This window comes from Variovorax sp. 679, assembly GCF_003952185.1.
GTDB lineage: Bacteria > Pseudomonadota > Gammaproteobacteria > Burkholderiales > Burkholderiaceae_C > Variovorax.
Map to the genome: position 1 here is coordinate 1 of NZ_RXFS01000010.1, position 24,686 is coordinate 24,686.

At 66.6% G+C, this 24,686-nt stretch carries 27 protein-coding genes and 1 pseudogene; 17 read left to right on the top strand and 11 right to left on the bottom strand.

Annotation, left to right across the window (positions count from 1 at the left end; translation table 11 throughout):
- A pseudogene (locus tag EJO71_RS24460) lies at window positions 1-132 on the bottom strand (superoxide dismutase [Fe]); the annotation flags it as partial.
- Between the two features lie 49 nt (window positions 133-181).
- A complete protein-coding gene (gene xseA, locus EJO71_RS24465) occupies window positions 182-1,495 on the bottom strand; it encodes an exodeoxyribonuclease VII large subunit (RefSeq protein WP_125951537.1) in 1,314 nt (437 codons plus the stop codon).
- A gap of 313 nt (window positions 1,496-1,808) precedes the next feature.
- Between xseA and EJO71_RS24470 the strand changes: the two genes are divergently transcribed.
- From EJO71_RS24470 to adk, 6 genes are all read left to right on the top strand, one after another.
- Window positions 1,809-2,441, top strand: a complete 633-nt coding sequence (locus tag EJO71_RS24470; RefSeq protein WP_125951536.1) for a MotA/TolQ/ExbB proton channel family protein — start codon at window positions 1,809-1,811, stop codon at window positions 2,439-2,441.
- On the top strand, window positions 2,438-2,878 hold the full coding sequence (locus tag EJO71_RS24475) for a biopolymer transporter ExbD (protein WP_125951535.1): 441 nt from the start codon (window positions 2,438-2,440) through the stop codon (window positions 2,876-2,878). Before EJO71_RS24470 ends, EJO71_RS24475 begins: the two co-directional genes overlap by 4 nt.
- Entirely contained in the window at window positions 2,879-3,904 is a 1,026-nt protein-coding gene (lpxK, locus tag EJO71_RS24480; RefSeq protein ID WP_125951534.1) for a tetraacyldisaccharide 4'-kinase, read from the top strand.
- Window positions 3,885-4,067 carry a Trm112 family protein gene (locus EJO71_RS24485; RefSeq protein ID WP_125951533.1) on the top strand — a complete coding sequence of 61 codons (183 nt, stop codon included), beginning with the start codon at window positions 3,885-3,887 and terminating at the stop codon, window positions 4,065-4,067. Before lpxK ends, EJO71_RS24485 begins: the two co-directional genes overlap by 20 nt.
- Entirely contained in the window at window positions 4,064-4,834 is a 771-nt protein-coding gene (gene kdsB / locus EJO71_RS24490; protein WP_125951532.1) for a 3-deoxy-manno-octulosonate cytidylyltransferase, read from the top strand. Before EJO71_RS24485 ends, kdsB begins: the two co-directional genes overlap by 4 nt.
- 139 nt (window positions 4,835-4,973) lie before the next feature.
- Complete coding sequence (adk, locus tag EJO71_RS24495; RefSeq protein WP_093056573.1) at window positions 4,974-5,630, top strand: adenylate kinase; 657 nt, start codon at window positions 4,974-4,976, stop codon at window positions 5,628-5,630.
- A 45-nt stretch (window positions 5,631-5,675) separates the two neighbouring features.
- Here adk and EJO71_RS24500 read toward each other — a convergent pair whose 3' ends face one another.
- Complete coding sequence (locus EJO71_RS24500; RefSeq protein ID WP_125951531.1) at window positions 5,676-6,641, bottom strand: asparaginase; 966 nt, start codon at window positions 6,639-6,641, stop codon at window positions 5,676-5,678.
- A gap of 73 nt (window positions 6,642-6,714) precedes the next feature.
- Here EJO71_RS24500 and lexA point away from each other — a divergent pair, with 73 nt between their 5' ends.
- The 9 genes from lexA (at window position 6,715) to EJO71_RS24545 (ending at window position 15,875) form a co-directional block, all read left to right on the top strand.
- On the top strand, window positions 6,715-7,398 hold the full coding sequence (gene lexA / locus EJO71_RS24505; protein ID WP_013541704.1) for a transcriptional repressor LexA: 684 nt from the start codon (window positions 6,715-6,717) through the stop codon (window positions 7,396-7,398).
- A 147-nt stretch (window positions 7,399-7,545) separates the two neighbouring features.
- A complete protein-coding gene (locus tag EJO71_RS24510) occupies window positions 7,546-7,926 on the top strand; it encodes a hypothetical protein (protein ID WP_125951530.1) in 381 nt (126 codons plus the stop codon).
- An 89-nt stretch (window positions 7,927-8,015) separates the two neighbouring features.
- On the top strand, window positions 8,016-9,023 hold the full coding sequence (locus EJO71_RS24515) for a D-2-hydroxyacid dehydrogenase family protein (protein WP_093202278.1): 1,008 nt from the start codon (window positions 8,016-8,018) through the stop codon (window positions 9,021-9,023).
- Entirely contained in the window at window positions 9,020-10,177 is a 1,158-nt protein-coding gene (locus EJO71_RS24520) for an MFS transporter (protein ID WP_125951529.1), read from the top strand. The genes EJO71_RS24515 and EJO71_RS24520 overlap by 4 nt, the downstream gene beginning before the upstream one ends.
- A 150-nt stretch (window positions 10,178-10,327) precedes the next feature.
- A complete protein-coding gene (locus tag EJO71_RS24525; RefSeq protein ID WP_125951528.1) occupies window positions 10,328-11,848 on the top strand; it encodes a 3-hydroxyacyl-CoA dehydrogenase in 1,521 nt (506 codons plus the stop codon).
- Window positions 11,849-11,867: 19 nt separating this feature from the next.
- Window positions 11,868-12,647 carry an enoyl-CoA hydratase gene (locus EJO71_RS24530; RefSeq protein WP_125951527.1) on the top strand — a complete coding sequence of 260 codons (780 nt, stop codon included), beginning with the start codon at window positions 11,868-11,870 and terminating at the stop codon, window positions 12,645-12,647.
- A gap of 77 nt (window positions 12,648-12,724) precedes the next feature.
- Window positions 12,725-13,444, top strand: coding sequence for a Crp/Fnr family transcriptional regulator (locus tag EJO71_RS24535; RefSeq protein WP_125951526.1), 720 nt, complete (start codon window positions 12,725-12,727; stop codon window positions 13,442-13,444).
- Window positions 13,445-13,469: 25 nt separating this feature from the next.
- Entirely contained in the window at window positions 13,470-14,576 is a 1,107-nt protein-coding gene (locus tag EJO71_RS24540; protein WP_125951525.1) for a phosphotransferase, read from the top strand.
- Between the two features lie 27 nt (window positions 14,577-14,603).
- On the top strand, window positions 14,604-15,875 hold the full coding sequence (locus EJO71_RS24545; protein ID WP_125951524.1) for an acyl-CoA dehydrogenase family protein: 1,272 nt from the start codon (window positions 14,604-14,606) through the stop codon (window positions 15,873-15,875).
- Window positions 15,876-15,980: 105 nt separating this feature from the next.
- On the opposite strand, the gene EJO71_RS24550 is transcribed toward EJO71_RS24545, so the two are convergent.
- The 5 genes from EJO71_RS24550 to EJO71_RS24570 form a co-directional block, all read right to left on the bottom strand.
- Entirely contained in the window at window positions 15,981-16,466 is a 486-nt protein-coding gene (locus tag EJO71_RS24550; RefSeq protein ID WP_125951523.1) for a GNAT family N-acetyltransferase, read from the bottom strand.
- A complete protein-coding gene (gene glmM / locus EJO71_RS24555) occupies window positions 16,463-17,800 on the bottom strand; it encodes a phosphoglucosamine mutase (RefSeq protein ID WP_125951522.1) in 1,338 nt (445 codons plus the stop codon). The genes EJO71_RS24550 and glmM overlap by 4 nt, the downstream gene beginning before the upstream one ends.
- Window positions 17,797-18,615: a dihydropteroate synthase gene (folP, locus tag EJO71_RS24560; protein ID WP_125951559.1), complete on the bottom strand. Its 819-nt coding sequence runs from the start codon at window positions 18,613-18,615 to the stop codon at window positions 17,797-17,799. The genes glmM and folP overlap by 4 nt, the downstream gene beginning before the upstream one ends.
- A 125-nt stretch (window positions 18,616-18,740) precedes the next feature.
- Window positions 18,741-20,657 carry an ATP-dependent zinc metalloprotease FtsH gene (gene ftsH / locus EJO71_RS24565; RefSeq protein WP_125951521.1) on the bottom strand — a complete coding sequence of 639 codons (1,917 nt, stop codon included), beginning with the start codon at window positions 20,655-20,657 and terminating at the stop codon, window positions 18,741-18,743.
- Window positions 20,658-20,823: 166 nt separating this feature from the next.
- Entirely contained in the window at window positions 20,824-21,492 is a 669-nt protein-coding gene (locus tag EJO71_RS24570) for an RlmE family RNA methyltransferase (RefSeq protein WP_125951520.1), read from the bottom strand.
- A 33-nt stretch (window positions 21,493-21,525) separates the two neighbouring features.
- On the opposite strand from EJO71_RS24570, the gene EJO71_RS24575 reads away from it, so the two are divergent.
- The gene (locus tag EJO71_RS24575; protein WP_125951519.1) at window positions 21,526-22,005 is read left to right on the top strand and encodes a YhbY family RNA-binding protein; all 480 of its coding nucleotides are present in this window, start codon (window positions 21,526-21,528) and stop codon (window positions 22,003-22,005) included.
- Window positions 22,006-22,010: 5 nt separating this feature from the next.
- Window positions 22,011-22,769, top strand: a complete 759-nt coding sequence (locus EJO71_RS24580) for a glycosyltransferase (RefSeq protein ID WP_125951518.1) — start codon at window positions 22,011-22,013, stop codon at window positions 22,767-22,769.
- A gap of 68 nt (window positions 22,770-22,837) precedes the next feature.
- Here the strand turns inward: EJO71_RS24580 and EJO71_RS24585 are convergent, their stop codons facing one another.
- From EJO71_RS24585 to EJO71_RS24595, 3 genes are all read right to left on the bottom strand, one after another.
- Entirely contained in the window at window positions 22,838-23,263 is a 426-nt protein-coding gene (locus EJO71_RS24585; protein WP_164546906.1) for a DUF4149 domain-containing protein, read from the bottom strand.
- Window positions 23,264-23,274: 11 nt separating this feature from the next.
- A complete protein-coding gene (greA, locus tag EJO71_RS24590; protein WP_125951517.1) occupies window positions 23,275-23,751 on the bottom strand; it encodes a transcription elongation factor GreA in 477 nt (158 codons plus the stop codon).
- Window positions 23,752-23,815: 64 nt separating this feature from the next.
- Window positions 23,816-24,685, bottom strand: a complete 870-nt coding sequence (locus EJO71_RS24595) for a Kdo hydroxylase family protein (RefSeq protein ID WP_125951516.1) — start codon at window positions 24,683-24,685, stop codon at window positions 23,816-23,818.
- Between the last annotated feature and the right edge of the window lies 1 nt (window position 24,686).

Consider the following 24,686-nt stretch of genomic DNA (forward strand, 5'->3'; position numbering starts at 1 on the left):
CTTCTGCAGGTTGTTGAGGTTCACCACGTAGGCGTTGTGGTGCTTGCCGTAGTGGTACTCGAGGGTTTCCTTCGAATACTCGGGTGCCAGCGCGTCCAGGGCGTACGGCAGGGGTGGGAGCACATGTTCCATGGTTTTTTCTCGTGGGTTGGTTGTGGGAATCAGGGATTCTAGGAAGTAATTATTGAGGTGGCGTCGGACGCCTTCCCGTTGCGCCGCCCGGCGTGACGGTCAGGTCGACTTCGCCATCGGCGAGCCGCGCCTTGACAGCGTCGCCGGGTGCAAGTTGCGCGGTGCTGACGACCGCACGGCCACCTGAGTCGGTCAGCCACGCATAGCCACGTTGCAAGACCAACGCCGGATCCAGCAATCGCATGCGCAGGGCCACGCGCTCCAGCCGGTCGCGGCGCTGCACCACCGCGCGCCCCAACTTCAAGGGAAAGTCGGCCGCGATCAGGCGCGGCACCTGCGTCAGGCGCTCTCTTCTGGACATCACCGTGTAGCGAAGGCGCTGCGCGTGATGCGCAAGCCGCAACTGCTGGCGAGTCACGAGATTCGAAGGGCGGCCAAGGCGGCCCGCCGCCTGATCCAGACGCTGTCCGAGTACGTCGACGCGCCCGCCCAGCGCATCGCCGAGCCGCTCCTCGATCAGATCGAGCGCACCGAGCCACACGTCGCGCGGTGCGCTCACCAGTTCGGCGGCGGCAGTGGGCGTAGGGGCGCGCAGGTCGGCGCAAAAGTCGGCGATGGTGAAGTCGGTTTCATGCCCCACGCCACTGACCAGCGGTACCGGGCTCCGAACAATGGTCCGCGCCAGAGTCTCGTCGTTGAAGGCCCAGAGATCTTCGATGGAGCCGCCGCCTCGAACCAGCAGGATCACATCGACAGCCGGCGCAAGGTCATAGAGCGATTGCAGCGCCCGCACCAGTTCGGCCGGCGCGTTGGCCCCTTGCACCGCCGCCGGGGCAAGCACAACCGGAATGTGTGGAACACGTCTTCGTAGCGCGGTGACCACGTCATGCAAAGCAGCCGCACCCAGCGAAGTGACGATGCCGATCGAGCGCGGGATGGTCGGCAGCGCCCGCTTGCGCGCCGGGTCGAAGAGGCCTTCGGCTTCCAGCCGCGCCTTGCGCTGCATGAACTGCTCGAACAAGGCGCCCTGCCCGGCCCGCCGAAGGCTCTCGACAACCAGTTGCAGATCGCCGCGCGGCTCGTACACCGCGAGGCGTCCGCGGACCTCGACCTGATCGCCATCGCGCGGTGAGAAATCGAGCAGGCCGGCGGCACGGCGGAACATCGCGCAGCGCAGCTGACCGGACTCGTCCTTGAGCGCGAAGTAACAATGTCCACTTGGCGCGCGAGAGAAACCGGAAATTTCGCCGCGCACCGTCACCGGGTTGAAGCGGGCGTCGAGTGCGTCGGCGACAGCCCGGCACAAGGCCCCGACGGCCCAGACTCGCGGCCCCGGCGCGGAATTCGGTTCACGCTGGTTCACAAAACGCACGCTCGGTCGGATGCCACTCTTCCACAACGGGCAGCACGGCCCCCTTCTTCAGGCCCCAGGGCGGGACAAGCGCACGGTTTCTCGTGCAAGCCATTGATTTCATTGAAAAAAGTGCTGCTCAAAATTCAGTCGATCCAGCGAAAAGGCCGCCCCATGCGGGCTCGGGCGAGTTGCGCAGCAGGTTAGTCACAAAGTTATCCACAGAATCTGTGCGTCCTTGCCGACACAAAAACAAGGCGCGTGACGATGGTGGGCTCAGTGGATAATCGCCGCGCATTTGCAGTCTACGGGCCGGAGGATTTTCTTGTTTTCCATCATAGTTGCCGCGGGTTGGCCGATCTGGCCCTTGCTCGCATGTTCGATCATTGCGCTCGCGCTGGTTATAGAACGTTTCACGAGCCTCAAGACCGTGAGGGTACTGCCGCCGAAGCTCCTCGATGAAACCATCACGGCATCGCACGGCACCATTCCCGGTCCGGATATCGTGACAAAGCTCGAACGCAACTCGATGCTCGGTCAGGTCCTGGCTGCCGGCCTGCGCGCGCTGAATGCCAATCCGCGCTGCACCGAAGACGACCTGCGCGCCGCCATGGAGGCCTCGGGTCGCACCGTGGCGCACAAGCTCGAACGCTACCTGCCGGCGCTCGCCACCATCGCCTCGGCAGCCCCGCTGCTGGGGCTGCTGGGCACGGTCATCGGCATGATCGAGATCTTCGGCTCGCAGTCGCCCGGCAGCGGCGCTGTCGGCTCCGGCAACCCGGCCCAACTGGCGCACGGCATCTCGATCGCGCTCTACAACACCGCCTTCGGCCTCATCGTCGCCATTCCGACGCTGATCTTCTGGCGCTACTTCCGCAGCCGGGTCGACGAGTACCTGCTGAACCTCGAACTTTCCGGCGAGCGCTTCGCCCGCCACCTGAACGCGCTGCGCAAATGAGCCGTGCCCGCATGCAGTTCCGCCACGGCGCGCGCGACGAGCCGGAGATCAACCTGATCCCGTTCATCGACGTGCTGCTGGTGATCCTGATCTTCCTGATGCTGTCGACCACTTACAGCAAGTTCACCGAGATGCAGCTGCGGCTGCCCACGGCGGACGTCGACGCGCAGCGCGACTATCCGAAGGAAGTGATCGTGGCGGTCTCGGCCGACGGCCGTTACTCGGTCAACAAGAACGCCGTAGCCGACCGCAGCGTCGAAACCGTGACGGCCGCCCTCGCCGCAGCTGCAACGGGCGGCAAGGACAGCGTGGTGATCATCAGCGCCGACGCGACCAGTCCGCACCAGGCCGTGGTGACGGTGATGGAAGCCGCGCGCCGCGCCGGACTGATGCAGATCACCTTCGCGGCCCAGTCGACGGCGCAAGCCGGGCACTGAGTGCCTACCGACGGCGGCAAGGGCGGCAACACGGGTTCCTCGCAGCAGCTGCAGGACGCCTGGCTGCGTCGAGGCCCCCTGGCTTGCCTGCTGTGGCCGCTGTCGCTCGTCTACGCCGCGCTCTTCGCGGTGCGCGGCTGGCTGTATCGCGCGGGATGGCTGCGGACCGCGCGGGTGCGCGTGCCGGTGATCGTGGTCGGCAATGTGATTGCAGGTGGAGCCGGCAAGACACCAGTCGTCATGGCTGTCGTCCGGCATCTTCAGGCGCGGGGCGTGCAAGTCGGCGTGGTGTCGCGCGGTTACGGACGCCGCACCGATGACTGCCGCGAAGTGCTCGGCGACAGCGACCCACGGGATGTCGGCGACGAGCCCGCGCTGATCCACCATGCCACCAGGGCGCCGGTGTTCGTGGCGCGCCGTCGCATCGATGCAGCGCGCGCCCTTCTCGAACGGCACCCGGGCACGCAAGTCATCGTGAGCGACGACGGCCTGCAGCATCTGGCGCTCGCCCGCGACATCGAGATCTGCGTGTTCGACGACCGGGGCATCGGAAATGGCTGGCGGCTGCCCGCCGGCCCGCTGCGCGAGGCCTGGCCGCGCCGCTGCGACCTTGTGCTGCACAGCGGCGCGCGACCGGCCTTCGCCGGAGGCCATACCGCTACCCGGGCTCTCGCGGCTGAAGCCCTGCGCGGCGATGGCCAACGAGTGCCGCTGGCCTCGCTTGCAGGACGGCCCGTGATCGCGCTCGCGGCCATCGCGCGGCCCCAAGCCTTTTTCGAGATGCTGCGCGCGCGCGGCCTCACGCTTGCCGAAGCCATCGCGTTGCCCGATCACTTCGACTTCGAAAGCTGGCAGCAACCGCCGGACGCCACTCGAACCCTCATCTGCACGGAGAAAGACGCCGTCAAGCTGTGGCGCAAGGCGCCAGATGCGCTGGCCGTACCGCTGGAGTTCGCGCCCTCCGCGGAATTCTTCGCCGCACTCGACGCAAAGCTATCATCGCTCGATGGATACCAAGCTGCTTGAATTGCTCGTCTGCCCCGTCACCAAGGGGCCGCTGACCTGGAACCCCGAGAAGCATGAGCTGTGCTCGCGCAGCGCGCGCCTCGCCTATCCGGTGCGCGACGGTATTCCGGTGCTGCTCGAGAACGAGGCTCGCACGCTCTCCGACGAAGAGCTCGGGCTGTGAGCTTCACTGTTCTGGTGCCGGCGCGGCTGGCCTCGACGCGACTTCCCAACAAACCCCTGGCCGATATCGCCGGCGTACCCATGGTGGTGCGCGTGGCGCAGCGCGCCGGTGAATCCGGCGCGTCGCGCGTGGTGGTCGCGGGCGACGATGCTTCCATCATCGCGGCGTGCAAGACCCACGGCGTCGAAGCCATCCTCACCCGCCAGGACCACCCCAGTGGCACCGACCGGCTGGCTGAAGCCTGCGAACAACTGGGCCTGGATGGCGACGATATCGTCGTCAACGTACAGGGCGACGAGCCGCTGATCGATCCCGCGCTGATCGACGCCGTGGCGTCCACGCTGGCCACGCACGCCGAAGCGGCCATGAGCACCGCCGCCCACGAGATCGATTCGGTCGGCGACTTCATGAATCCCAATGTGGTGAAGGCCGTGCTCGATGCACAAGGCAACGCGATGTACTTCAGTCGCGCGCCGATCCCGTGGTGGCGTGATGGCTCTGCCAATGGAGCCGCGCCAGCGGTGCTGCCTGCTCCTGCTCCGTTGCGCCACATCGGAATCTATGGCTATCGCGCGGGCTTCGTGCGCCGTTTTCCCTCCTTGCCGCCGGCCCCCGTTGAGGCGACGGAAGCGCTCGAACAGTTGCGCGCGCTCTGGCACGGCCATCGCATTGCCGTGCATGTGAGCCATGTCGCGCCGGGCCCTGGCATCGACACGCCCGAAGACCTGGCACGCGTGCGCGCGATCTTCGCAGCGGCCGGCTCCTGAGCCCCGAGGCGTCTCCAAGGCTGCAGGCAGCGGGAATTCCTCGGGGGCACGCATGCTATCCTCGAAGCAACTCCGCCTCGCCCAGCCTTGGGGCCGACGCTTGGCGCGACACAAAATCTAAGAACCGTCCGAGGACACCATGAGACTAATTTTGCTGGGCGCGCCCGGGGCGGGCAAAGGCACGCAAGCGGCCTTCATTTGCCAGAAATACAGCATCCCCCAGATTTCGACCGGCGACATGCTGCGCGCCGCAGTCAAGGCCGGCACACCGCTGGGGTTGCAGGCCAAGGCTGTCATGGACGCCGGCGCGCTGGTCAGCGACGACCTGATCATCAATCTGGTGAAGGAACGCATCGCGCAGCCCGATTGCGCCGCCGGCTTCCTGTTCGACGGTTTCCCTCGCACCATTCCGCAGGCCGACGCCATGAAGGCCGCCGGCGTCAAGCTCGACTACGTGCTCGAGATCGACGTGCCCTTCGGCGACATCATCGAGCGCATGAGTGGCCGTCGCTCGCACCCGGCTTCGGGCCGCACCTATCACGTCAAGTTCAATCCGCCCAAGGTGGAAGGCAAGGACGACGTGACCGGCGAAGACCTGATCCAGCGCGAGGACGACAAGGAAGAAACCGTGCGCAAGCGGCTCGACGTGTACAGCCAGCAGACGCGTCCTCTGGTCGACTACTACTCCGCCTGGGCCAAGACCGATCCCGCCGCTGCGCCGAAGTACCGCGCAATCAAGGGTGTCGGCACGGTCGACGAGATCACGCAACGTGCACTCGCTGCGCTGAGCAGCTGACCTGATTTCACGGCAACCGCCCCTTCGACAGGGGCGGTTTCATTTTTACCCCAGCAGTTCCAGCATCAAGGCGATGCGCGCCTTGACGGGCGTCAGCGCGCCTGCATCGCGAAGCGCATCTCCGGCCTTCGGCAGGATTCGCCCGCTCACGCACCGCGTGGCCCGAATCACCGAGACTCCGGCGTCCTGTGCCTTGAGTGCAGCCGCTTCCAGCGCATGGTGCAGGGTGCCGTTGCCGGTGGTGGCGAGCACCAGCCCGCGCAGGGGCTCCGTGCCTACAGACAGCAGGAGCGCGTCGATCACCGCGCCAGAGGCACCGGCATGGCTCATGACGATCTCGACCCGAGGCCACTGCACGCCAGCCGTACCCAGAAGCTTAGTCGCCGGCAATGCCTCCCCCTGCGGCCACGCCCGGACGAGGCGCACCTCACCCTCCTCCACGTAGCCGACAGGCCCGGCGTCGCCCGACGCGAAGGCGTCAAGCCGGTAGGTATGCACCTTCAGGATGTCTACGCCGCCATGGACGACACCGGCGCACACCACCGTCACGCCCCGAGCCCCCTGCGTCGCGGCAACGCTGATCGCGTCGCGCACGTTCTGCGGCCCGTCCGGCGACAACGCAGTAGCTGGACGCATCGCGCATGTGAGCACCACCGGCTTGGACGGCGCCAGCACCGAGTGCAGGAAGAACGCGGTCTCCTCGATGGTGTCGGTGCCATGAGTGATCACCACGCCAGCCACATCGGCCTGTGCCAGCCACTGCGCACAGCGCCGGGCCAGTTGCTGCCAGATGTCGAAGGACATGTCCTTGCTGTCGACCTGCGCCACCTGCTCGGCCTCGAGCGTCACGCCTTCGGGCGCTTCGATTCCGCCCAGCAGGTCGGCCACGCCCACCTGTGCGGCGGTGTAGCCGATGTTGTCGTCGCTGCTGGCGGCCCTGCCCGCGATGGTGCCGCCGGTACCCAGAACCACCACACGACGGAGCAGTTCAGGCGAAGAGGAATTGACCATGGCTTGTCAACTTAAAAAAACTGGTTAAAAATACAGCCACTGGATATCCAGCCAGTACCGCAAGGAACCACATATGCAGTTCGCCGTGAAGCTTACAGCCCGCCAGCAGCAGATCCTGGATCTGATCCAGAGCGCAATCGCACGTACCGGTGCGCCACCCACGCGCGCCGAAATCGCCAACGAACTCGGGTTCAAGTCGGCCAATGCCGCCGAAGAGCACCTGCAGGCGCTGGCACGCAAGGGCGTCATCGAACTCGTCAGCGGCACCTCGCGCGGCATCCGCCTCAAAGGCGACGCATTGCGCTCGCTCAACGAAACGCGGCATCGCGAAGGCGGACAGTTCTCGCTCTCGCTGCCCGGCATGGCCCAACTGGCGCTCCCGCTCATCGGCCGCGTCGCAGCCGGCTCGCCCATCCTGGCGCAGGAGCACGTCGACCAGACCTACTACGTCGAGAACACGCTGTTCCAGCGCCAGCCCGACTACCTGCTCAAGGTGCGCGGCATGTCGATGCGCGATGCCGGCATCATGGACGGCGACCTGCTCGCGGTGCAAGCCACCAAGGAGGCGCGCAACGGCCAGATCGTGGTCGCACGCCTGGGGGACGAAGTGACCGTCAAGCGCCTGAAACGCAACAAGCAGGTCATCGAACTGCACGCCGAGAATCCCGACTACCCGACCATCATCGTCCAGCCCGGCGAGCCCTTCGAAATCGAAGGCCTCGCGGTCGGTCTCATCCGGAACACCATGCTGATGTAGGCCCCGGGCGGCCTTTGCGGCCCGGCACCTCATCCCCCATCCGGCCTCGACAGGTGGCGGGCGTATGGCGAAGAGTCGCCATCACCCTGTCGCGGCCGATTCAAGAAATCCTGCCTGTGTTCAACCTCATACTTTCTTGGAGTTCACATGGGAATCGCCCTCCTCGCCATCGCCGATATCTGGATGCCGCTGCAATCGCTGGCCAGCCGCTTGATGCCGGCACGCCGCGCTCATCGCAGGAATCACCTCGACACCGCTGAGTCTTCTGCCGGACTGCGCTATGTGGCGGTGCGCCCCGCCTGTACTGCCCGATCGGGTAGCGGTGCCACGCCCGACGCAACGGCCAGTATGCCGGTTCGCCCCCTGCGCGTGGTCCGCGTGGTCGACGGCAAGGGCCGTCAGTGCAGCAATAACCGTGTGTTGATCTCCGGCCGCATGGCCGACGTATGCGCCGAACTCGACCGACTGGCCGCGCTCGAAGCCGCCGAAACCCTGGCGACTGCCCCGCATTCCACGCGGCTGCACTGAGCCCGAACGGCTCTGCGAGCGGCTTGGGGGTGGGTATCCAAACGTTCGCGGGCGCGACATTCCAATGCTGCGAGGCACAATGGCACGCCATGAACATTGTGATCCTCGACGATTACCAGGACGCCGTGCGCAAGCTGCGCTGCGCCTCCAAGCTGGACGCATACGCGGCCAAGGTCTATACCAACACGGTGAAAGGCATTGGGCAGTTGTCGGTTCGCCTCAAGGACGCCGACGTGATCGTGCTGATCCGCGAGCGCACGCAGATCTCGCGTCAGCTGATCGAGAAGCTGCCCAAGCTCAAGCTCATTTCGCAGACCGGGCGCGTCGCCGGGCACATCGACGTTGCGGCCTGCACCGAACGTGGCGTGGCCGTGGCGGAGGGCTCCGGCTCTCCCCAGGCGCCAGCTGAGCTCACTTGGGCGCTCATCATGGCCGCCATGCGCCGGCTGCCGCAGTACATCAGCAACCTCAAGCACGGTGCGTGGCAGCAGTCGGGGCTCAAGTCGGCGTCGATGCCACCCAACTTCGGAATCGGCTCCGTGCTCAAGGGCAAGACGCTCTGCATCTGGGGCTATGGCCGCATCGGCCAGCTGGTCGCGCGCTACGGGCAGGCCTTCGGGATGCAGGTCGTCATCTGGGGTCGTGAAGCCAGTTGCGCAAAGGCGCGGTCCGACGGCTTCCAGGTTGCGCAGAACCGCCACGAATTCTTCGCCGCGGCCGACGTGCTGTCGGTGCACCTGCGGCTCAACGAGGAAACCAACGGCCTCATCACGCTGGAAGACCTCTCGCGCATGAAGCCGACTGCCCTTTTCGTGAACACCTCGCGCGCGGAACTGGTCGAGGCAGATGCGCTGCTCGCCGCTCTCAACCGCGGCCGCCCCGGGCTGGCGGCCGTCGACGTGTTCGAGAGCGAGCCGCCGCTGCAGGGCCACGCGCTGCTGCGCCTCGAAAACTGCATCTGCACGCCGCACATCGGCTACGTCGAGCAGGAAAGCTACGAGAGCTACTTCGGCCAGGCCTTCGACAACGTCGTGAGCTACATCAACGGCAACCCCACGAACATCGTGAATCCGGGCGCACTGCAGGTCCGCCGGTGAGCCAGCCGGCGTCCCGGGGTGCGCTCTGGGCGCTGCTCGTCGGCAACTTCGTGATCGGCACGGGCGTGATGGTCGTGCCCGGCACGCTCAACGAGATCAGTTCCTCGCTCTCGGTCACGGCCGCCACGGCAGGGCAGCTCATCACGGCCGCCGCGGCGGTGATGTGCATAGGCGCCCCGCTGCTGGCCGCCGCTGTCGCGGGCTGGGACCGCCGGCAGCTCCTCGCCCTCTCCCTGCTCTGGTACGCCGCCGGGCACGTCCTCTGCGCGCTGATGCCTAGCTTCGGCGCCCTGCTGCCGGTGCGCATGCTCACGGTGATTGCGCCGGCCATCTTCACACCACAGGCGGCTGCCTGCGCCGGCCTGCTGGTGCCGCCCGAGCATCGCGGGCGCGCCGTCACCTTCGTTTTCCTTGGCTGGTCGATGGCCTCGGTGCTTGGCCTGCCCATCGGCGCGCTGATCGGCGGGCATCTGGGCTGGCGCATGGCTTTCGCGGCCATCGCGGTTCTCAGTGTCGCGAGCGCGACAGCGATCTGGCTCACCTTGCCGAACGGTATCCGCCCCGCTGCATTGACGGCCGCCGCATGGTCGCGCGTGCTGCGCAGCCCGGTGCTGATGGGCATCGTGTCGGTCACGGCGCTGCAGGGTGCCGGTCAGTTCGTGCTGTTCAGTTACTTCGGCCCGATCCTCAAGCAGAGCTTCGGCGCCGACGCCACCACGCTGAGCGTGATGTGGGCGCTGTTCGGCGTTTTCGGCCTGGCCGGCAACATGGTGGTCAGCCGGTACATCGACCGCGTGGGCGCGGGCCGCATGGTGCTGGTCACGACGGTGCTGATCGCCGCGAGCCTGCTGCTGTGGCCGTTGGCCTCCACGCTCGCCTGGCTGGCCGTGGTGCTCGTTCCCTGGGGCCTGGGTTGCTTCTCCACCAATTCGGCGCAGCAGGCCCGGCTGGTGGGCCTGGCGCCTGGGCTCGCGCCGGGCTCGGTAGCGCTCAACAGCTCCGGCATCTATACCGGCCAGGCGGTGGGAGCTGCACTCGGCGGCTGGCTGCTCGCCAACGACGCCGCGGCCTGGATGAGCTGGGTCGGCCTGGCCCTGGTGTTGATCGCCATTTCGCTGAGCGTGGCCATCGACCGCAGCCGCCGCACGCCCTGAAAGCGCGCCCCCGCGTAAAACCCGTCACGCCTCACCCGCGCGGGACTGCAAAATCGGAGCCTTCGACCGCAGCACCTGCATGCATGGCACCTGCGGCGACGCCTGCGTGGCAGGCCCGGATACCACCCAACCAGTGAAAATCTCCAGCAAATGACAGTGAACTACTCCCGAATCGGCGTCGTCGGCGCCGGCGCCATGGGGCGCGGCATCGCGCAGATCGCCGCGCAGGCAGGCAGCGAGGTGCTGCTGCTCGACAGCTTCGCGGGTGCTGCCGAACGTGGCCGCGAAGCCCTCGTCGCCCAATGGAACAAGCTGCACGAGAAGAACAAGATCGACGCAGCCACGCGCGACGCATACATCGCCCGCGTGAAGGCGGTCGATTCGATCCAGGCGCTGGCCGGCTGCGACCTGGTGATCGAGGCCATCGTCGAGGACCTGGAAGTCAAGCGCAAGCTGTTCCGCGAACTCGAAGGCGTGGTGGCCGAGACAGCCACGCTGGTGACCAACACTTCGTCGCTCTCGGTAACGGCCATCGCCGCCGGGCTCAAGCGCCCCGAACGCATTGCGGGCTTCCACTTCTTCAACCCGGTGCCGCTGATGAAGGTGGTCGAGGTGGTCGCGGGCTTCAAGACCGCGCCTGAAGTCTGCAAGCAGCTCGCAGGCTATGCCACGCAGATGGGCCACAGCGCCGTGCAGGCGCAGGACACGCCCGGCTTCATCGTCAACCACGCGGGCCGCGGCTACGGCACCGAGGCGCTGCGCATCGTGGGCGAAGGCGTGGCCGACTTCGCGACCGTCGACCGCATCCTCAAGGACCAGGCCGGCTTTCGCCTCGGCCCGTTCGAGCTGCTGGACCTGACCGCGCTCGACGTGTCGCACCCGGTGATGGAGTCGATCTACCACCAGTACTTCGAGGAGCCGCGCTTCCGCCCCAGCGTGATCACCGCGCAGCGCCTGGCTGCCGGCGCACTGGGCCGCAAGACCAACGAAGGCTTCTATCGCTACAACGACGGCGTGATGCAGCAGGTGCCCGAGGCGCCCGCGCCGGTGGTCGAGGGCACGCCCTCGGTCTGGGTGTCGCCGCGCGCCGCGCGCCGCGCCGAGCTGCTGCGCCTCGTGAACACGCTGGGTGCACAAATCGACAGCGGCGCCACGGCCGCGCCGCAATCGCTGATCCTCGTCGCACCGCTGGGCTTCGACGTGACCACGGTGGCCGCTGTCGAGCGCCTGGACGCCACGCGCACCGTCGGCATCGACATGCTGATCGACGATGCCGCCACCAAGCGCCGCGTGCTCGCCACCAACCCCGCCACGCGCCGCGACATCCGCGACGCCGCGCACGCCCTCTTCGCGCGCGACGGCAAGGCCGTGAGCGTGATCCGCGACAGCGGCGGCTTCGTCACGCAGCGCGTGATCGGCACCATCGTCAACATCGCCGCCGACATGTGCCAGCAGCGCGTGTGCACACCGGCCGACCTCGAGACCGCCGTGCAACTGGGCCTCGGCTACCCGCGCGGCCCGCTCGCCATGGGCAACCTCTACGGCCCGACCAACATGCTCGAGGTGCTGTTCAACCTGCAGACGGTGTACGGCGACCCGCGCTATCGCCCGAGCCCGTGGCTGCGCCGCCGCGGCGCGCTGGGCCTGAGCCTGCTGCACGAAGAAGAATAAACAGGCACACGACAAAGCCATGACCGCCGAACTCAAGAGCACGAGCGAAGGCAGCACGATGGTGCTGACGATCGCCAACCCCACCCAGCGCAACGCACTGGGCCCCGAAATCTACGCCGCGGGCATCGAGGCGCTCAACGGCGCCGAGAACAGCGCGGAGATCCGCAGCGTCGTCATCGTGGGCGAAGGCGCGTGGTTCTGCGCCGGCGGCTCGCTGCAGCGCCTGCTGGCCAACCGGCAGCTCGACCGCTCGGTGCAGGCCGAGAGCATCGAGGGCCTGCACAACTGGATCGATTCGATCCGCACCTTTCCCAAGCCCGTCATCGCGGCCGTCGAAGGCGCGGCGGCGGGCGCGGGCTTCTCGCTCGCGCTGGCCTGCGATTTCGTGGTGTCGGCACGCGACGCGGTCTTCGCGGCCTCCTACAGCAACGTGGCACTGTCGCCCGACGGCGGCCTGAGCTGGCACCTGGGGCAGCAGCTGCCGCGCCAGCTGGCGAGCGAATGGCTGATGAACGGCGAACGCATCGACGCCCCGCGCCTGCACGCGCTGGGTCTCGTCAACGAGCTCACCGAAAGCGGCCAGGCGCTCGCGGGCGCACTGGCGCTGGCAACCCGGCTCAACGCACGCGCGCCGAACTCGCTGGCCAGCATCAAGGAACTGCTGAGCGAGGCGCGGGGCGCCACGCTGGCCTCGCAGCTCTCGCAGGAGCGCGACCACTTCGTGCGCAACCTGCACCACGCGAACGCGGGCATCGGCATCGCCGCGTTCCTCGAGAAGAAGCCGCCGCAGTACGAATAGCCCAGTCCCCGAGCGACGCCGGACGGCGTCGCTCCCGTGACACCCACCAGCTTTCCAGTCGCCGAGAGGACAGACCAATGGACGACCCCATTCTTACCATCGAAGAACGTGAAGCGATCAACAGTGGTCGCTGGTTTTCTTCCCTTTCTCCATCGCTGCGGCACGACATCCTCCGATGCGCCTTCGTCAAACGCTACAAGGACGGCGACCTGATCGCTGCCCGAGGCGATCCGCCCGAACACTGGATTGCCTGCGCCAAGGGCGCGGTGCGCGTGAGCTCGACGGCCGTCTCGGGCAAGCAGGTGACGCTGACCTACGTGGAGCCGGGCATCTGGTTCGGCGACGTGGCGATGTTCGACGGAGACCGGCGCACGCACGACACCTACTCGCATGGCGACACCACCATCCTGTGCGTGGCGCGCGCCGATTTCCAGAAGATTCTGGCCTCGCACGTGGAACTGTACGAGGCGCTGATGCGGCTGCAGGCGCGCCGCATCCGCACGCTGTTCGGGCTGGTGGAAGACCTCAACACCCTGCCGCTGCGCGCGCGGCTGGCCAAGCAGCTCATTCACCTCGTACGCAGCTACGGCGTGCCGAACCTGGAAGACGGCAGCCAGATGCGCATCGGCCTGCAACTGGCGCAGGAAGAACTGGCGCAGCTGCTGGGCGCATCGCGCCAGCGCGTCAACCAGGAACTGAAGACCATGGAGCGCGAGGGCACCATCCGCATCGAGCCGGGTGGCCTCGTGGTGCTCGACCGCGCGGCGCTGATGCGCGTCTCGGAAGCTGAAAACTAGAACGCAGGCAGACAAAGATACCGACATGAGCCAGGACTTCTCCAACTTCATCGGCACCCGTGCCGTCTCGCAACAGCACGCCTTCGACGTCGACGCGCTCGCGGCCTGGCTCGGGAAGAACCTCGACGGTTTCAAGGGCCCGCTGACGGTCGAGATGTTCAAGGGCGGCCAGTCGAACCCGACCTACAAGCTGGTCACGCCCACGCAGAGCTACGTGATGCGCGCCAAGCCGGGCCCGGTCGCGAAGCTGCTGCCCTCGGCCCATGCGGTGGAGCGCGAGTTCAAGGTGATGAGCGGCCTGGCCGGCACCGACGTGCCGGTGCCGCGCATGTACTGCCTGTGCGAGGACGAGAGCATCATCGGCCGCGCCTTCTACGTCATGGAGTTCATGCAGGGCCGCGTGCTGTGGGACCAGTCGCTGCCCGGCATGAGCAACGCCGAGCGCGACGCCCACTACGACGAGATGAACCGCGTGATCGCGGCGCTGCACACGGTCGACTTCGCCGCCCGCGGCCTGGCCGACTACGGCAAGCCCGGCAACTACTTCGAGCGGCAGATCGGTCGCTGGAGCAAGCAGTACAAGGCCTCGGCCGACGGTGCCGGCGAGCTCTCGCAGCCCATCGATGCCATGGAGCGGCTGATCGACTGGCTGCCCGCGCACATGCCGGCGAGCGCGCGCGACGAGAGCAAGGTGTCGATCGTCCATGGCGACTACCGCCTCGACAACGTGATGTTCCACGCCACCGAGCCGCGCATCATCGCGGTGCTCGACTGGGAGCTCTCCACGCTGGGCCATCCGCTGGCCGACTTCAGCTACCACTGCATGTCCTGGCACATGCCGCCCAGCACGGGGCGCGGCATCGGCGGCGTCGACCTCGTCTCGCTGGGCATTCCCACCGAGAGCGAATACATCCGCCGCTACTGCGAGCGCACCCACATCAGCACACCCGAGGCGCTGGCGCCCGACTGGAACTTCTACCAGGCCTACAACCTGTTCCGCATGGCCGCGATCCTGCAAGGCATTGCCAAGCGGGTCGAGGCCGGAACCGCGTCGAGCGAGCAAGCCGTGGCTTCTGCCCGCGGCGCCCGCCCCATGGCCGAAATGGCCTGGCAGTTTGCCCAAAAGGCATAAGCCGCCCCACCCCACCAGGAGACGAAGATGGATTTCGAATACTCGGCCAAGACCAAAGACCTGCAGAAACGCGTCCAGGCATTCATGGACGACCACATCTATCCGGCCGAAGCCGAGTACCACGCCGAGCTGGCCGCCAACACGGTGGCCGGCAAGCGCTGGTCGGCGCTCAAGACCGTCGAGAAGCTCAAGGACAAGGCCAAGGCCCAGGGCCTGTGGAACCTGTTCCTGCCGGTCGACAGCGCCGCAGCATCGGGCTATGACGGTGCGGGCCTGACCAACCAGGAATACGCCCCGCTGGCCGAGATCATGGGCCGGGTGCCATGGGCCTCTGAAGCCTTCAACTGCTCGGCGCCCGACACCGGCAACATGGAGACCATCGCGCGCTACGGCTCGGAAGAGATCAAGGCACGCTGGCTCAAGCCGCTGCTCGAAGGCCAGATCCGCTCGGCCTTCGCCATGACCGAGCCCGAAGTGGCTTCGAGCGACGCCACCAACATCTCGACGCGCATCGAGCGCCAGGGCGACGAGTACGTCATCAATGGCCACAAGTGGTGGATTTCCGGCGCGGCCGACCCGCGCTGCGCGGTCTTCATCACCATGGGCAAGAGCGACCCCGAGGCGCCGCGCCACTCGCAGCAGAGCATGATCGTGGTGCCGGCCGACGCCAAGGGCATCCGCATCGTGCGTCCGCTGAACGTGATGGGCTATGACGACGCGCCGCACGGCCACGTCGAGATGTACTTCGAGAACGTGCGCGTGCCGGCCGGCAACATGCTGCTGGGCGAAGGCCGCGGCTTCGAAATTGCACAAGGCCGCCTCGGCCCCGGACGCATCCACCACTGCATGCGCCTGATCGGCCTGGCCGAGCGCGCGCTGGAGCTGATGTGCAAGCGCGCCTCCTCGCGCGTGGCTTTCGGCAAGACCGTGGCTTCGCAGACGGTGACGCAGGAACGCATCGCCGAGGCTCGCTGCAAGATCGACATGGCCCGCCTGCTCACGCTCAAGGCCGCGTGGCTGATGGACGTGGCCGGCAACAAGGTCGCCAAGAACGAGATCGCGATGATCAAGGTCGTCGCGCCGTCGATGGCCTGCCAGGTGATCGACTGGGCCATGCAGGTCCACGGCGGCGGCGGCATGTGCGACGACTTCCCGCTGGCGGCTGCCTATGCCGGCGCACGCACGCTGCGCTTCGCGGACGGTCCGGACGAAGTGCACCGCAACGCGATCGCCAAGTGGGAGCTGGGCAAGTACGCACCGGGCAAGGCCGATGCCGAAATGCCGGTGACGCGTTTCTGACTTGATTCGTCCCCTCCTCTCCTGCCGGGAGAGGTCGGACAAGAAACAACAAGGGCCGATGGCGACTGATACGCCTCGGCCCTTTGTCTTTTCAGCAAGCGGGCTTCAGAGCTTCTTCTGCAGGAAGACAGCGTTGCCGAATGCCGGATCGAGCTGGTAGCCCATGAATCCTTCGCGCTCGTAGGCGCGCAGCGCGGGCGCATTGCCCGACAGCACCTCCAGCGTGAGCTTGCAGGCACCGCGCCTGCGCGCCTCCTGCTCCACCTGCGTGAACATCTTCTGCGCCACGCGCTGTCCACGATGGCTGGCCAGCACCACCACGTCGTGCACGTTCACCAGCGGCTTGCAGGCGAAGGTCGAGAAGCCCTCGATGCAGTTGACCAGGCCCACGGGCTGCTCGCCGTCGTAAGCCAGCACGCTGAAGGCCTGCGGGCGTGCCGCCAGGGCCGCAGGCAGGCCCGCGAGCACCGCTGGGTCGAGCGGCGCACCGCCGCCTGCCGGGTCGCTGGCATAGGCATCGAGCAGGCCCACCAGCGCGGCGGCCTGCGCCGCATCGCGATAGTCGGCCATGCGGACCTCGATCTGCTTCATCGGACAGGCTCCAGCGTGGCTGCCAGCCTCCTGGCGCAGGATTCCGACTGCGCGGCATCGCGCGCCTCGACCATCACCCGCACCAGCGGCTCGGTGCCGCTCGCGCGGATCAGCACACGGCCGCTGTCGCCGAGCTCGGCCTCGATGCGTTGCGTTTCGGTCGCGAGCGCCTTGTTGGCCTTCCAGTCCTGGTCGGGCGCGAGGCGCACGTTGATCAGCGTCTGCGGAAAGAGAGTGACACCTTCGAGCAGCTGCGCCACCGTCTTGCCGCTGCGCACGCAGGCCTGCAGCACCTGCAGGGCACTCACGATGCCGTCGCCGGTGGTGTGGCGGTCGAGCGCCAGCAGGTGGCCGGAGCCCTCGCCGCCGAGCAGCCAGCCGCGCTTGTCGAGTTCCTCGAGCACGTAGCGGTCGCCGACCTTGGCGCGCACGAACTCGATGCCCTGCTTGCGCAAGGCCATCTCGACGGCCTTGTTGGTCATGAGCGTGCCGACCACGCCCACCGGCTTGTCGCCGCGCGCGATGCGCTCGGACACCATCAGGTAGAGCAGTTCGTCGCCGTTGAACAGGCGCCCGCTGGCATCGACCAGCTGCAGGCGGTCGGCATCGCCGTCGAGGGCAATGCCGTAGTCGGCACCTTGCGTCGTCACCGCAGCCACCAGTGCCTCGGGATGCGTGGCGCCGAAGCCCTTGTTGATGTTGAGCCCGTCCGGCGAAACGCCGATGCTCGTCACTTCCGCACCCAGCTCGTGGAACACGTTGGGTGCCACCTGGTAGGCCGCGCCGTGCGCCGCATCGACCACCAGCTTCATGTCGCGCAGGGTCAGGTCGTTGGCGAAGGTGCTCTTGCAGAACTCGATGTAGCGGCCGGGCGCATCGTTGAGGCGGCGGGCCTTGCCGAGGTTGGCGGAATCGACCCACACCGGGTCTTCTTCCAACGCGGCCTCGACGGCCAGCTCCCAGGCGTCGTCGAGCTTGGTGCCCTGCGCACTGAAGAACTTGATGCCGTTGTCGGGGTAGGCGTTGTGGCTGGCGCTGATCACCACGCCGAGGCTGGCCCGCTGGGCGCGCGTGAGATAGGCCACGCCCGGTGTCGGCAGCGGGCCGAGCAGCACGACGTCGACGCCGGCCGAGTTGAAGCCCGATTCAAGGGCCGATTCGAGCATGTAGCCCGAGATGCGGGTGTCCTTACCGATGAGCACCGTGGGGCGCGACTGGCTCTTCTTGAGCACACGGCCCACGGCATGCGCGAGGCGCAGGACGAAGTCGGGCGTGATGGGTGCCTGGCCGACGGTGCCGCGGATGCCGTCGGTGCCGAAATATTTACGGGTCATGTTGTTGATATTTGCTCTTGTGTTTGTTGTTGCGACTCTTGCGCCTTCATGGCGCGCCATACCGCGAGCGCCACCACCGTGTCGCGCACGTCGTGCACGCGCACCACGGCCGCTCCCCTGTCCACCGCCAGCACCGCCGCGGCGACGCTGGGCACGATGCGCTCGCCCGCCACCTCGATGCCGGTGACCGCGCCGATCGACGACTTGCGTGACCAGCCCAGCAGCAGCGGATAACCGCCAGCAAGCAGTTCACACTGCCGCGCGAGCAAGGCGAAGTTCTGCGCCACCGTCTTGCCGAAGCCCACGCCGGGGTCGAGCGTGATGCGCGAGGGATCGACTCCCATCGTGCGCAGGAGTTGCACCTGCGCCTCGAGGAACGACAGCACTTCGGGAATCACGTCGCCCGCCATGGGCACGGCCTGCATGGTCTGCGGGTCTCGATGCATGTGCATCAGGCAGATGCCGCACGAAGGATGTGCCGCGACGGCTTCGCGCGCTCCCGGCTGGCGCAGCGCCCAGATGTCGTTGACGATGTCCGCGCCCAGCTCGAGCACAGCGCGCATGACTTCGGGCTTGTAGGTGTCGACGGAGATCGGCGCGTTCAGCTTCACCGCCTCGCGCACCACGGGCAGCACGCGCGCCAACTCAGCCTCGAGCGGCACCGCGGGGCTGCCGGGGCGGGTCGATTCGCCGCCGATGTCGAGGATGTCGGCCCCCTCCTTCAGCAGCTGCTCGCAGTGCCGAAGTGCCGTCTCGGTGGAGGCGTGAGCGCCGCCGTCGGAGAAAGAGTCGGGCGTGACGTTGACGATACCCATCACGCGCGGCCGCGAGAGATCGATGCGGAAGCGGGAGGTCTGCCAGAAGGCGGCGCCGGCAGCCAAGTGCCCGCCATCGAAAACGGGGCCAGAGGCCCCGTTGTGGTTTGACGCCTGGCTCGCGCTCACGCTGCGTTGGGAGCCGGGTCGGTCGACACGGCCGGCGTGCCGCCGCTGCCACCATTGCCCGAAGGCGGGATGCGCGGCGTCCAGTCCTTGGGCGGACGCGGAGCGCGACCGGCCATGATGTCGTCGAGCTGTTCGCTGTCGATGGTTTCCCATTCGAGCAGCGCCTTGGCCATGGCGTGCATCTTGTCGCTGTTCTCTTCGATCAGGTGACGCGCCAGGGCGTACTGCTCGTCGATGATGCGGCGCACTTCGGAGTCGACCTTTTCCATGGTCTGCTCGCTCATGTTCGTGGTCTTGGTGACCGAACGGCCCAGGAACACTTCGCCTTCGTTCTCGGCGTAGACCATCGGGCCCAGGGCATCGCTCATGCCGTATTTCATGACCATGTCGCGCGCCAGATTGGTGGCACGCTCGAAGTCGTTGCTGGCGCCGGTGGTCATCTGGTGCATGAACACTTCTTCGGCAATGCGGCCACCGAACAGCATGCTGATCTGGTTCAGCATGTATTCGCGGTCATAGCTGTAGCGGTCCTGCGAAGGCAGGCTCATGGTCACGCCGAGGGCGCGGCCGCGCGGAATGATCGTGACCTTGTGGACGGGGTCGCACTTGGGCAGCAGCTTGCCGATGAGGGCGTGGCCGGACTCGTGGTAGGCCGTGTTGCGGCGCTCTTCCTCGGGCATGACCATGCTCTTGCGCTCGGGGCCCATGAAGATCTTGTCCTTGGCCTTCTCGAAGTCCTGCATCTCGACCACGCGCGCGTTGCGGCGGGCGGCCATCAGGGCAGCTTCGTTGCAGAGGTTGGCCAGGTCGGCGCCGGACATGCCGGGCGTGCCGCGGGCGATCACGCTCGGGTTCACGTCCTGGCCCAGCGGGACCTTGCGCATGTGAACGCCAAGGATCTGCTCGCGGCCGCGGATGTCGGGCAGCGTGACGTAGACCTGGCGATCGAAACGGCCGGGGCGCAGCAGCGCGGCGTCCAGGATGTCGGGGCGGTTGGTGGCTGCCACCACGATCACGCCGAGGTTGGTTTCGAAGCCGTCCATCTCGACCAGCATCTGGTTGAGCGTCTGCTCGCGTTCGTCGTTGCCGCCGCCGAGGCCGGCGCCGCGCTGACGGCCCACAGCATCGATTTCGTCGATGAAGATGATGCAGGGAGCGTTCTTCTTGGCGTTCTCGAACATGTCGCGGACACGGGCAGCACCCACGCCGACGAACATTTCAACGAAGTCGGACCCCGAGATCGAGAAGAAAGGCACCTTGGCTTCGCCGGCGATCGACTTGGCCAGCAGCGTCTTGCCGGTGCCGGGAGGGCCGACCAGCAGCAGGCCACGGGGAATACGGCCGCCGAGCTTCTGGAAGCGCTGCGGATCTTTCAGGAAGTCGACGACTTCACGGACTTCTTCCTTGGCTTCATCGCAGCCCGCGACGTCGGCGAAAGTGACCGTGTTGTTGTTCTCATCCATCATGCGGGCCTTGCTCTTGCCGAAGCTGAACGCCCCGCCCTTGCCGCCGCCCTGCATCTGTCGCATGAAGTAGATCCAGACGCCGATCAGCAGCAGCATCGGGCCCCAGCTGACCAGCAGGGTCATGAGCAGGGAGCTTTCCTCGCGCGGCTTGACGTCGAACTTGACGTTGTGGTCGATCAGGTCGCCCACGAGGCCGCGGTCGAGGACCGTGGCGGTCGTGCGGATCTTGCGATCGTCATTGGTGACGGCAATGATCTCGCCGCCGGCGGCGCCTTCAGGAATGACGGCGCTCTTGATCTGGTTGTTCCGGACCTGGTCCAGGAACTCGGAGTAGCTGACTGTCCCCGAGCCGACGCCACCGCGGGTGTCGAACTGCTTGAACACAGTGAACAACACCATGGCAATGACGAGCCATACGGCAACTTTGGAAAACCACTGATTGTTCAAACGAAACTCCAGGCTAAGGCGCGTGACAGGTGGATGAAAAAACGCGCTGTGGGTACGCAATTGCGCCCCATTTTAGGCTTTTCAAGCTACGAAAAGCGGGCATTTCCCTAATGCGGCCATAGCCTGGCATGGCTTTGTGCCGCCGGCCGTGTTGCTTGGCACGGTTTCAAGGCGTATCCACGGCCTTCAGTCCTACGCCGACCAGGAAAGTCTCGGCCGACTTGTCCCGCGACGCCTTGGGCTTGAAGGGCTTCGCCACGCGGAAATTCGCCTTGAAGAGCTTCACCAGCTCGTCGTAGCCGCTGCCGTGGAAAACCTTGGCCACCAGCGCTCCCTCGGGCTTCAGGTGGTGCTGGGCGAAGTCGATGGCGAGCTCGATCAGGTGCGACACCCTGGCGGCATCAGCCGAATGGATGCCCGACAGGTTGGGCGCCATGTCCGAAACGACAAGATCGGCCTTGCGGCCCGCCAGGACGCCCAGCAGTTGCTGCAGCAGCGCGTCTTCGCGGAAATCCCCCTGGAGGAAAGTCACGCCCTCGATGGGCTCCATCGGCAGGATGTCGAGCGAGATGATGGTGCCGTTCAGCTCACCGGACGCGGCGCCGCCGGGCGACATGCGCCGCCGCAGGTACTGGCTCCAGGCGCCGGGGGTGGAACCGAGGTCCACCACCAGTTGGCCCGGCCTGACGAGGCCGAGCGCCTCATCGATCTCCTTGAGCTTGTAGGCGGCGCGCGCGCGATAGCCCTCCTTCGTGGCCAGCTTCACGTAGGGGTCGTTGATATGGTCGTGCAGCCACGCCTTGTTGACTTTCTTGCTTTTGGCTTTGGTGCTCATGGGGGTCTTCGTGTACGGGTCGATAATACGGGGATGCCCGCCATTCAACTTACCCCTGCCGAGCGCAAGGTGCACCGCGCCGAAGCTCACCACCTGGATCCGATCGTCATGGTCGGTGGAGACGGGCTCACCCCAGCCGTGAAGAAAGAAGCCGACGCGGCGCTCAAGGCCCACGGCCTGATCAAGATCCGCGTTTTCTCCGACGACCGCCTGGCCCGCGACGCCATGCTGCGCGAGCTGGCCGAAGAGCTCGACGCCGCCCCGATCCAGCACATCGGCAAGCTGCTGGTGCTGTGGCGCCCCAAGGTCGAGAAGGAACGCGTGGTCGACGAAGACCGCATGCCCGGCCCGCGCGATGTGAAGATCGTCAAGTACAGCAAGCGCGGCGGCCAGCGGCCTGAGATCAAGACCCTGCGCGTGCTCGGCAACCAGCGCCTGACGCCCGGCGGCACCATCAAGCGCGCCAAGGCGAAACGGCCCCTGTCGGCCAAGAAACGCAACCAGGCGGATTGAGCCTGGTGTCAGCAGTGCAAGGCGCCCAGCGCCACATCCTCTGCATGAAGTGGGGCACGAAATACGGCCCCGAATACGTCAACCGGCTCTACGCGATGGTCCGCCGCAACCTCAGCGGCGACTTCAAGTTCGTGTGCCTGACCGACGACGGCAACGGCATCCACCCCGAGGTGAGCTGCCTGCCGATTCCTCCGCTCAATCTGCACCTGGCCCCCGGCCAGCGTGACGGCGCCTGGAAGAAGCTCACCACCTTCGAGCAGGACCTGCACGGCCTGCGCGGCCCCGCCCTCTTTCTCGACCTCGATGTGGTCGTTGTGGGCAGCCTGGACGCCTTCTTCGAGCAACCGGGAGAGTTCCTGATCATCCACGACTACGACCGCCCCTGGCGGCGCGGCCGGATCACAGGCAACTCGTCGGTCTACCGCTTCGAGCTGGGCGCCCATGCCGACGTGCTGGCGTATTTCCGGAACAACATGGACAAGGTCCAGGCCGAGTACCGCAACGAGCAGACCTACCTGTCGGACGTGCTTCACAAGCAAGGCAAGCTGGCCTACTGGCCCGACGGCTGGTGCCCGAGCTTCAAGTACCACGGCATTCCTACCTGGCCGACCAACTACTGGGAAGAGCCCTTCGTGCCGGAGGGCGCGCGCATCATGGTGTTCCATGGCGAGTGCAATCCACCTGACGCCCTCGCGGGCCGCCGCAACCGAGCCTTCCGGTTCATCAAGCCGGCACGCTGGGTCGCGGAATTCTGGAAAGAATAGGTAGCGCGAGAGGTAGAAACGAAAAAGCCGACCTTCGGGTCGGCTTTTTCTTTGCCATGTCGCCGTCTTCAGCCCGCCGTGCGGCCTCCAATGCGCCACAGCACCACGCCGGCGCAGAGCCACTGCACGAAGTACATGCCGGTGCCCATCGCGTGCCAGAGCTTCAGGTTCTCGCGCGCCACGATGCGCGGGGCCACTGCGTATTGCTGGAGCAACGCCAGCAGCAGCGCCCCCAGGATGAAGAAGATGGTCGTCATCGCCGGCCCGCTCATGCGCTCATCGGCCTTCGACCTGAAATGGATCAGCAGGATCACCCCGCAGGCGATGGCGATCCAGCTCTGAGCCTCGAACAGCTGCGCCGCGAAATTGCCCGCCACCGCCGGATTGCCCAGCTTCGCGAAGAGCATCGGCACGACCAGGAAGCCGATCGTCGTCAGGCTGCCCCACCAGAAGGCAGCCAGCATCAGCGCAATACGGTCCTTCAGGTCCATCATGCGCGCGGCAATCAGAGGTAGCTGACCGCCACGATCTCGTAGCGCTTGAGGCCGCCGGGCGTCTGCACCTCGGCGGTGTCGCCCTCTTCCTTGCCGATGAGCGCGCGCGCGATCGGGCTGGACACGTTGATGAGGCCGTGCTTCAGGTCAGCCTCGTCCTCGCCCACGATCTGGTACTTGACAGCATCGCCGCTGTCTTCTTCCTCGAGCTCGACGGTCGAGCCGAACACCACCTTGCCGCCCGCATCGAGTTCGGTCGGATCGATCACCTGGGAAGCGGAGAGCTTGCCCTCGATTTCGAGAATGCGGCCTTCGATGAAGCCCTGGCGATCCTTGGCCGATTCGTACTCGGCGTTTTCGCTGATGTCGCCCTGCGCGCGCGCCTCGGCGATCGCATTGATGATGGCAGGACGGTCCACCGACTTGAGCCGGCGCAATTCTTCGCGCAGCTTCTCCGCGCCGCGCTTGGTGATGGGGATGGTCGCCATATCTAGTTCTCCATAAAGCGAAACCGCCGAACGCTGCCGTTCGGCGGTCGATGGGGGACGGCGCTCAGACGAGCGTCCGTCCAGTCAGCCGGCTCAGGATGGCGAGCGGGCTCGAAGCGGGATTGTATTGCTTGGAAGCGTCCAGGTGGAGCGTCTGCTCGAGCATGTACTGACCCGCCATCACGGCGTGCGAGGTCTGGTCGGAGAAGCACACCCACACCGAACCCGGCGGAAACTTGGCGGTTTCCTGCGGCGAGCTTTCCTGGTATGCCATGTCCGACTTCATGCCGTCGTGCAGTTGCAGCATGAGGTGGTCGTACTCGCTGCGGAACGACTTGGTCACGTGCAGCGCCTGCAGCAGCTTCGCCTGCCAGCGCGAATACGGCTTGGCGCGCGGCAGGAAGCGCTTGGCGATGTCCTCGAAAGGCTCGCCCACACGCCACACGCGCGGCGCGCCTTCAGGATTGACGTTGGTGAACACGCGCAGGATCCGCTCGCCGTAGTTAGGCCGCGACGGGAACGAATCGACGTGCAGACGCCGGTCGTCGGCGCGCCACGACTGCACCCGCGTCTCGACTTGCGCCGGCCGGTAGCTGGTGGGCGCGAGCCGCAAGGCCGGCGCGTAGTGCGGCAGCAGCCCATGGATGAGCCGCGTGGCCTGCGCCCGGAAGCGGCCCACCATCGCGGCCGCCGTGCGCTGCACCGCCTCGTCGCCCACGGCGCCCTTGAGCTTGCCGTTGGCGTCGAGGCTGATGTTGCGCACGTCCGGCGACAGCAGGTTGGGCGTCAGCAGGCTGCGCTCCTCGGGCAGCAGCTCGAAGCCCAGGCGCGGAAAGTACAGCACCTTGCCCGCTTCCAGTTCCGCGATCCACGCCTCGTTGGGCGTGGCCGCGCTCCAGTCTGTCAGGCCGAGTTCGACGAGCTGCGTTTCCATG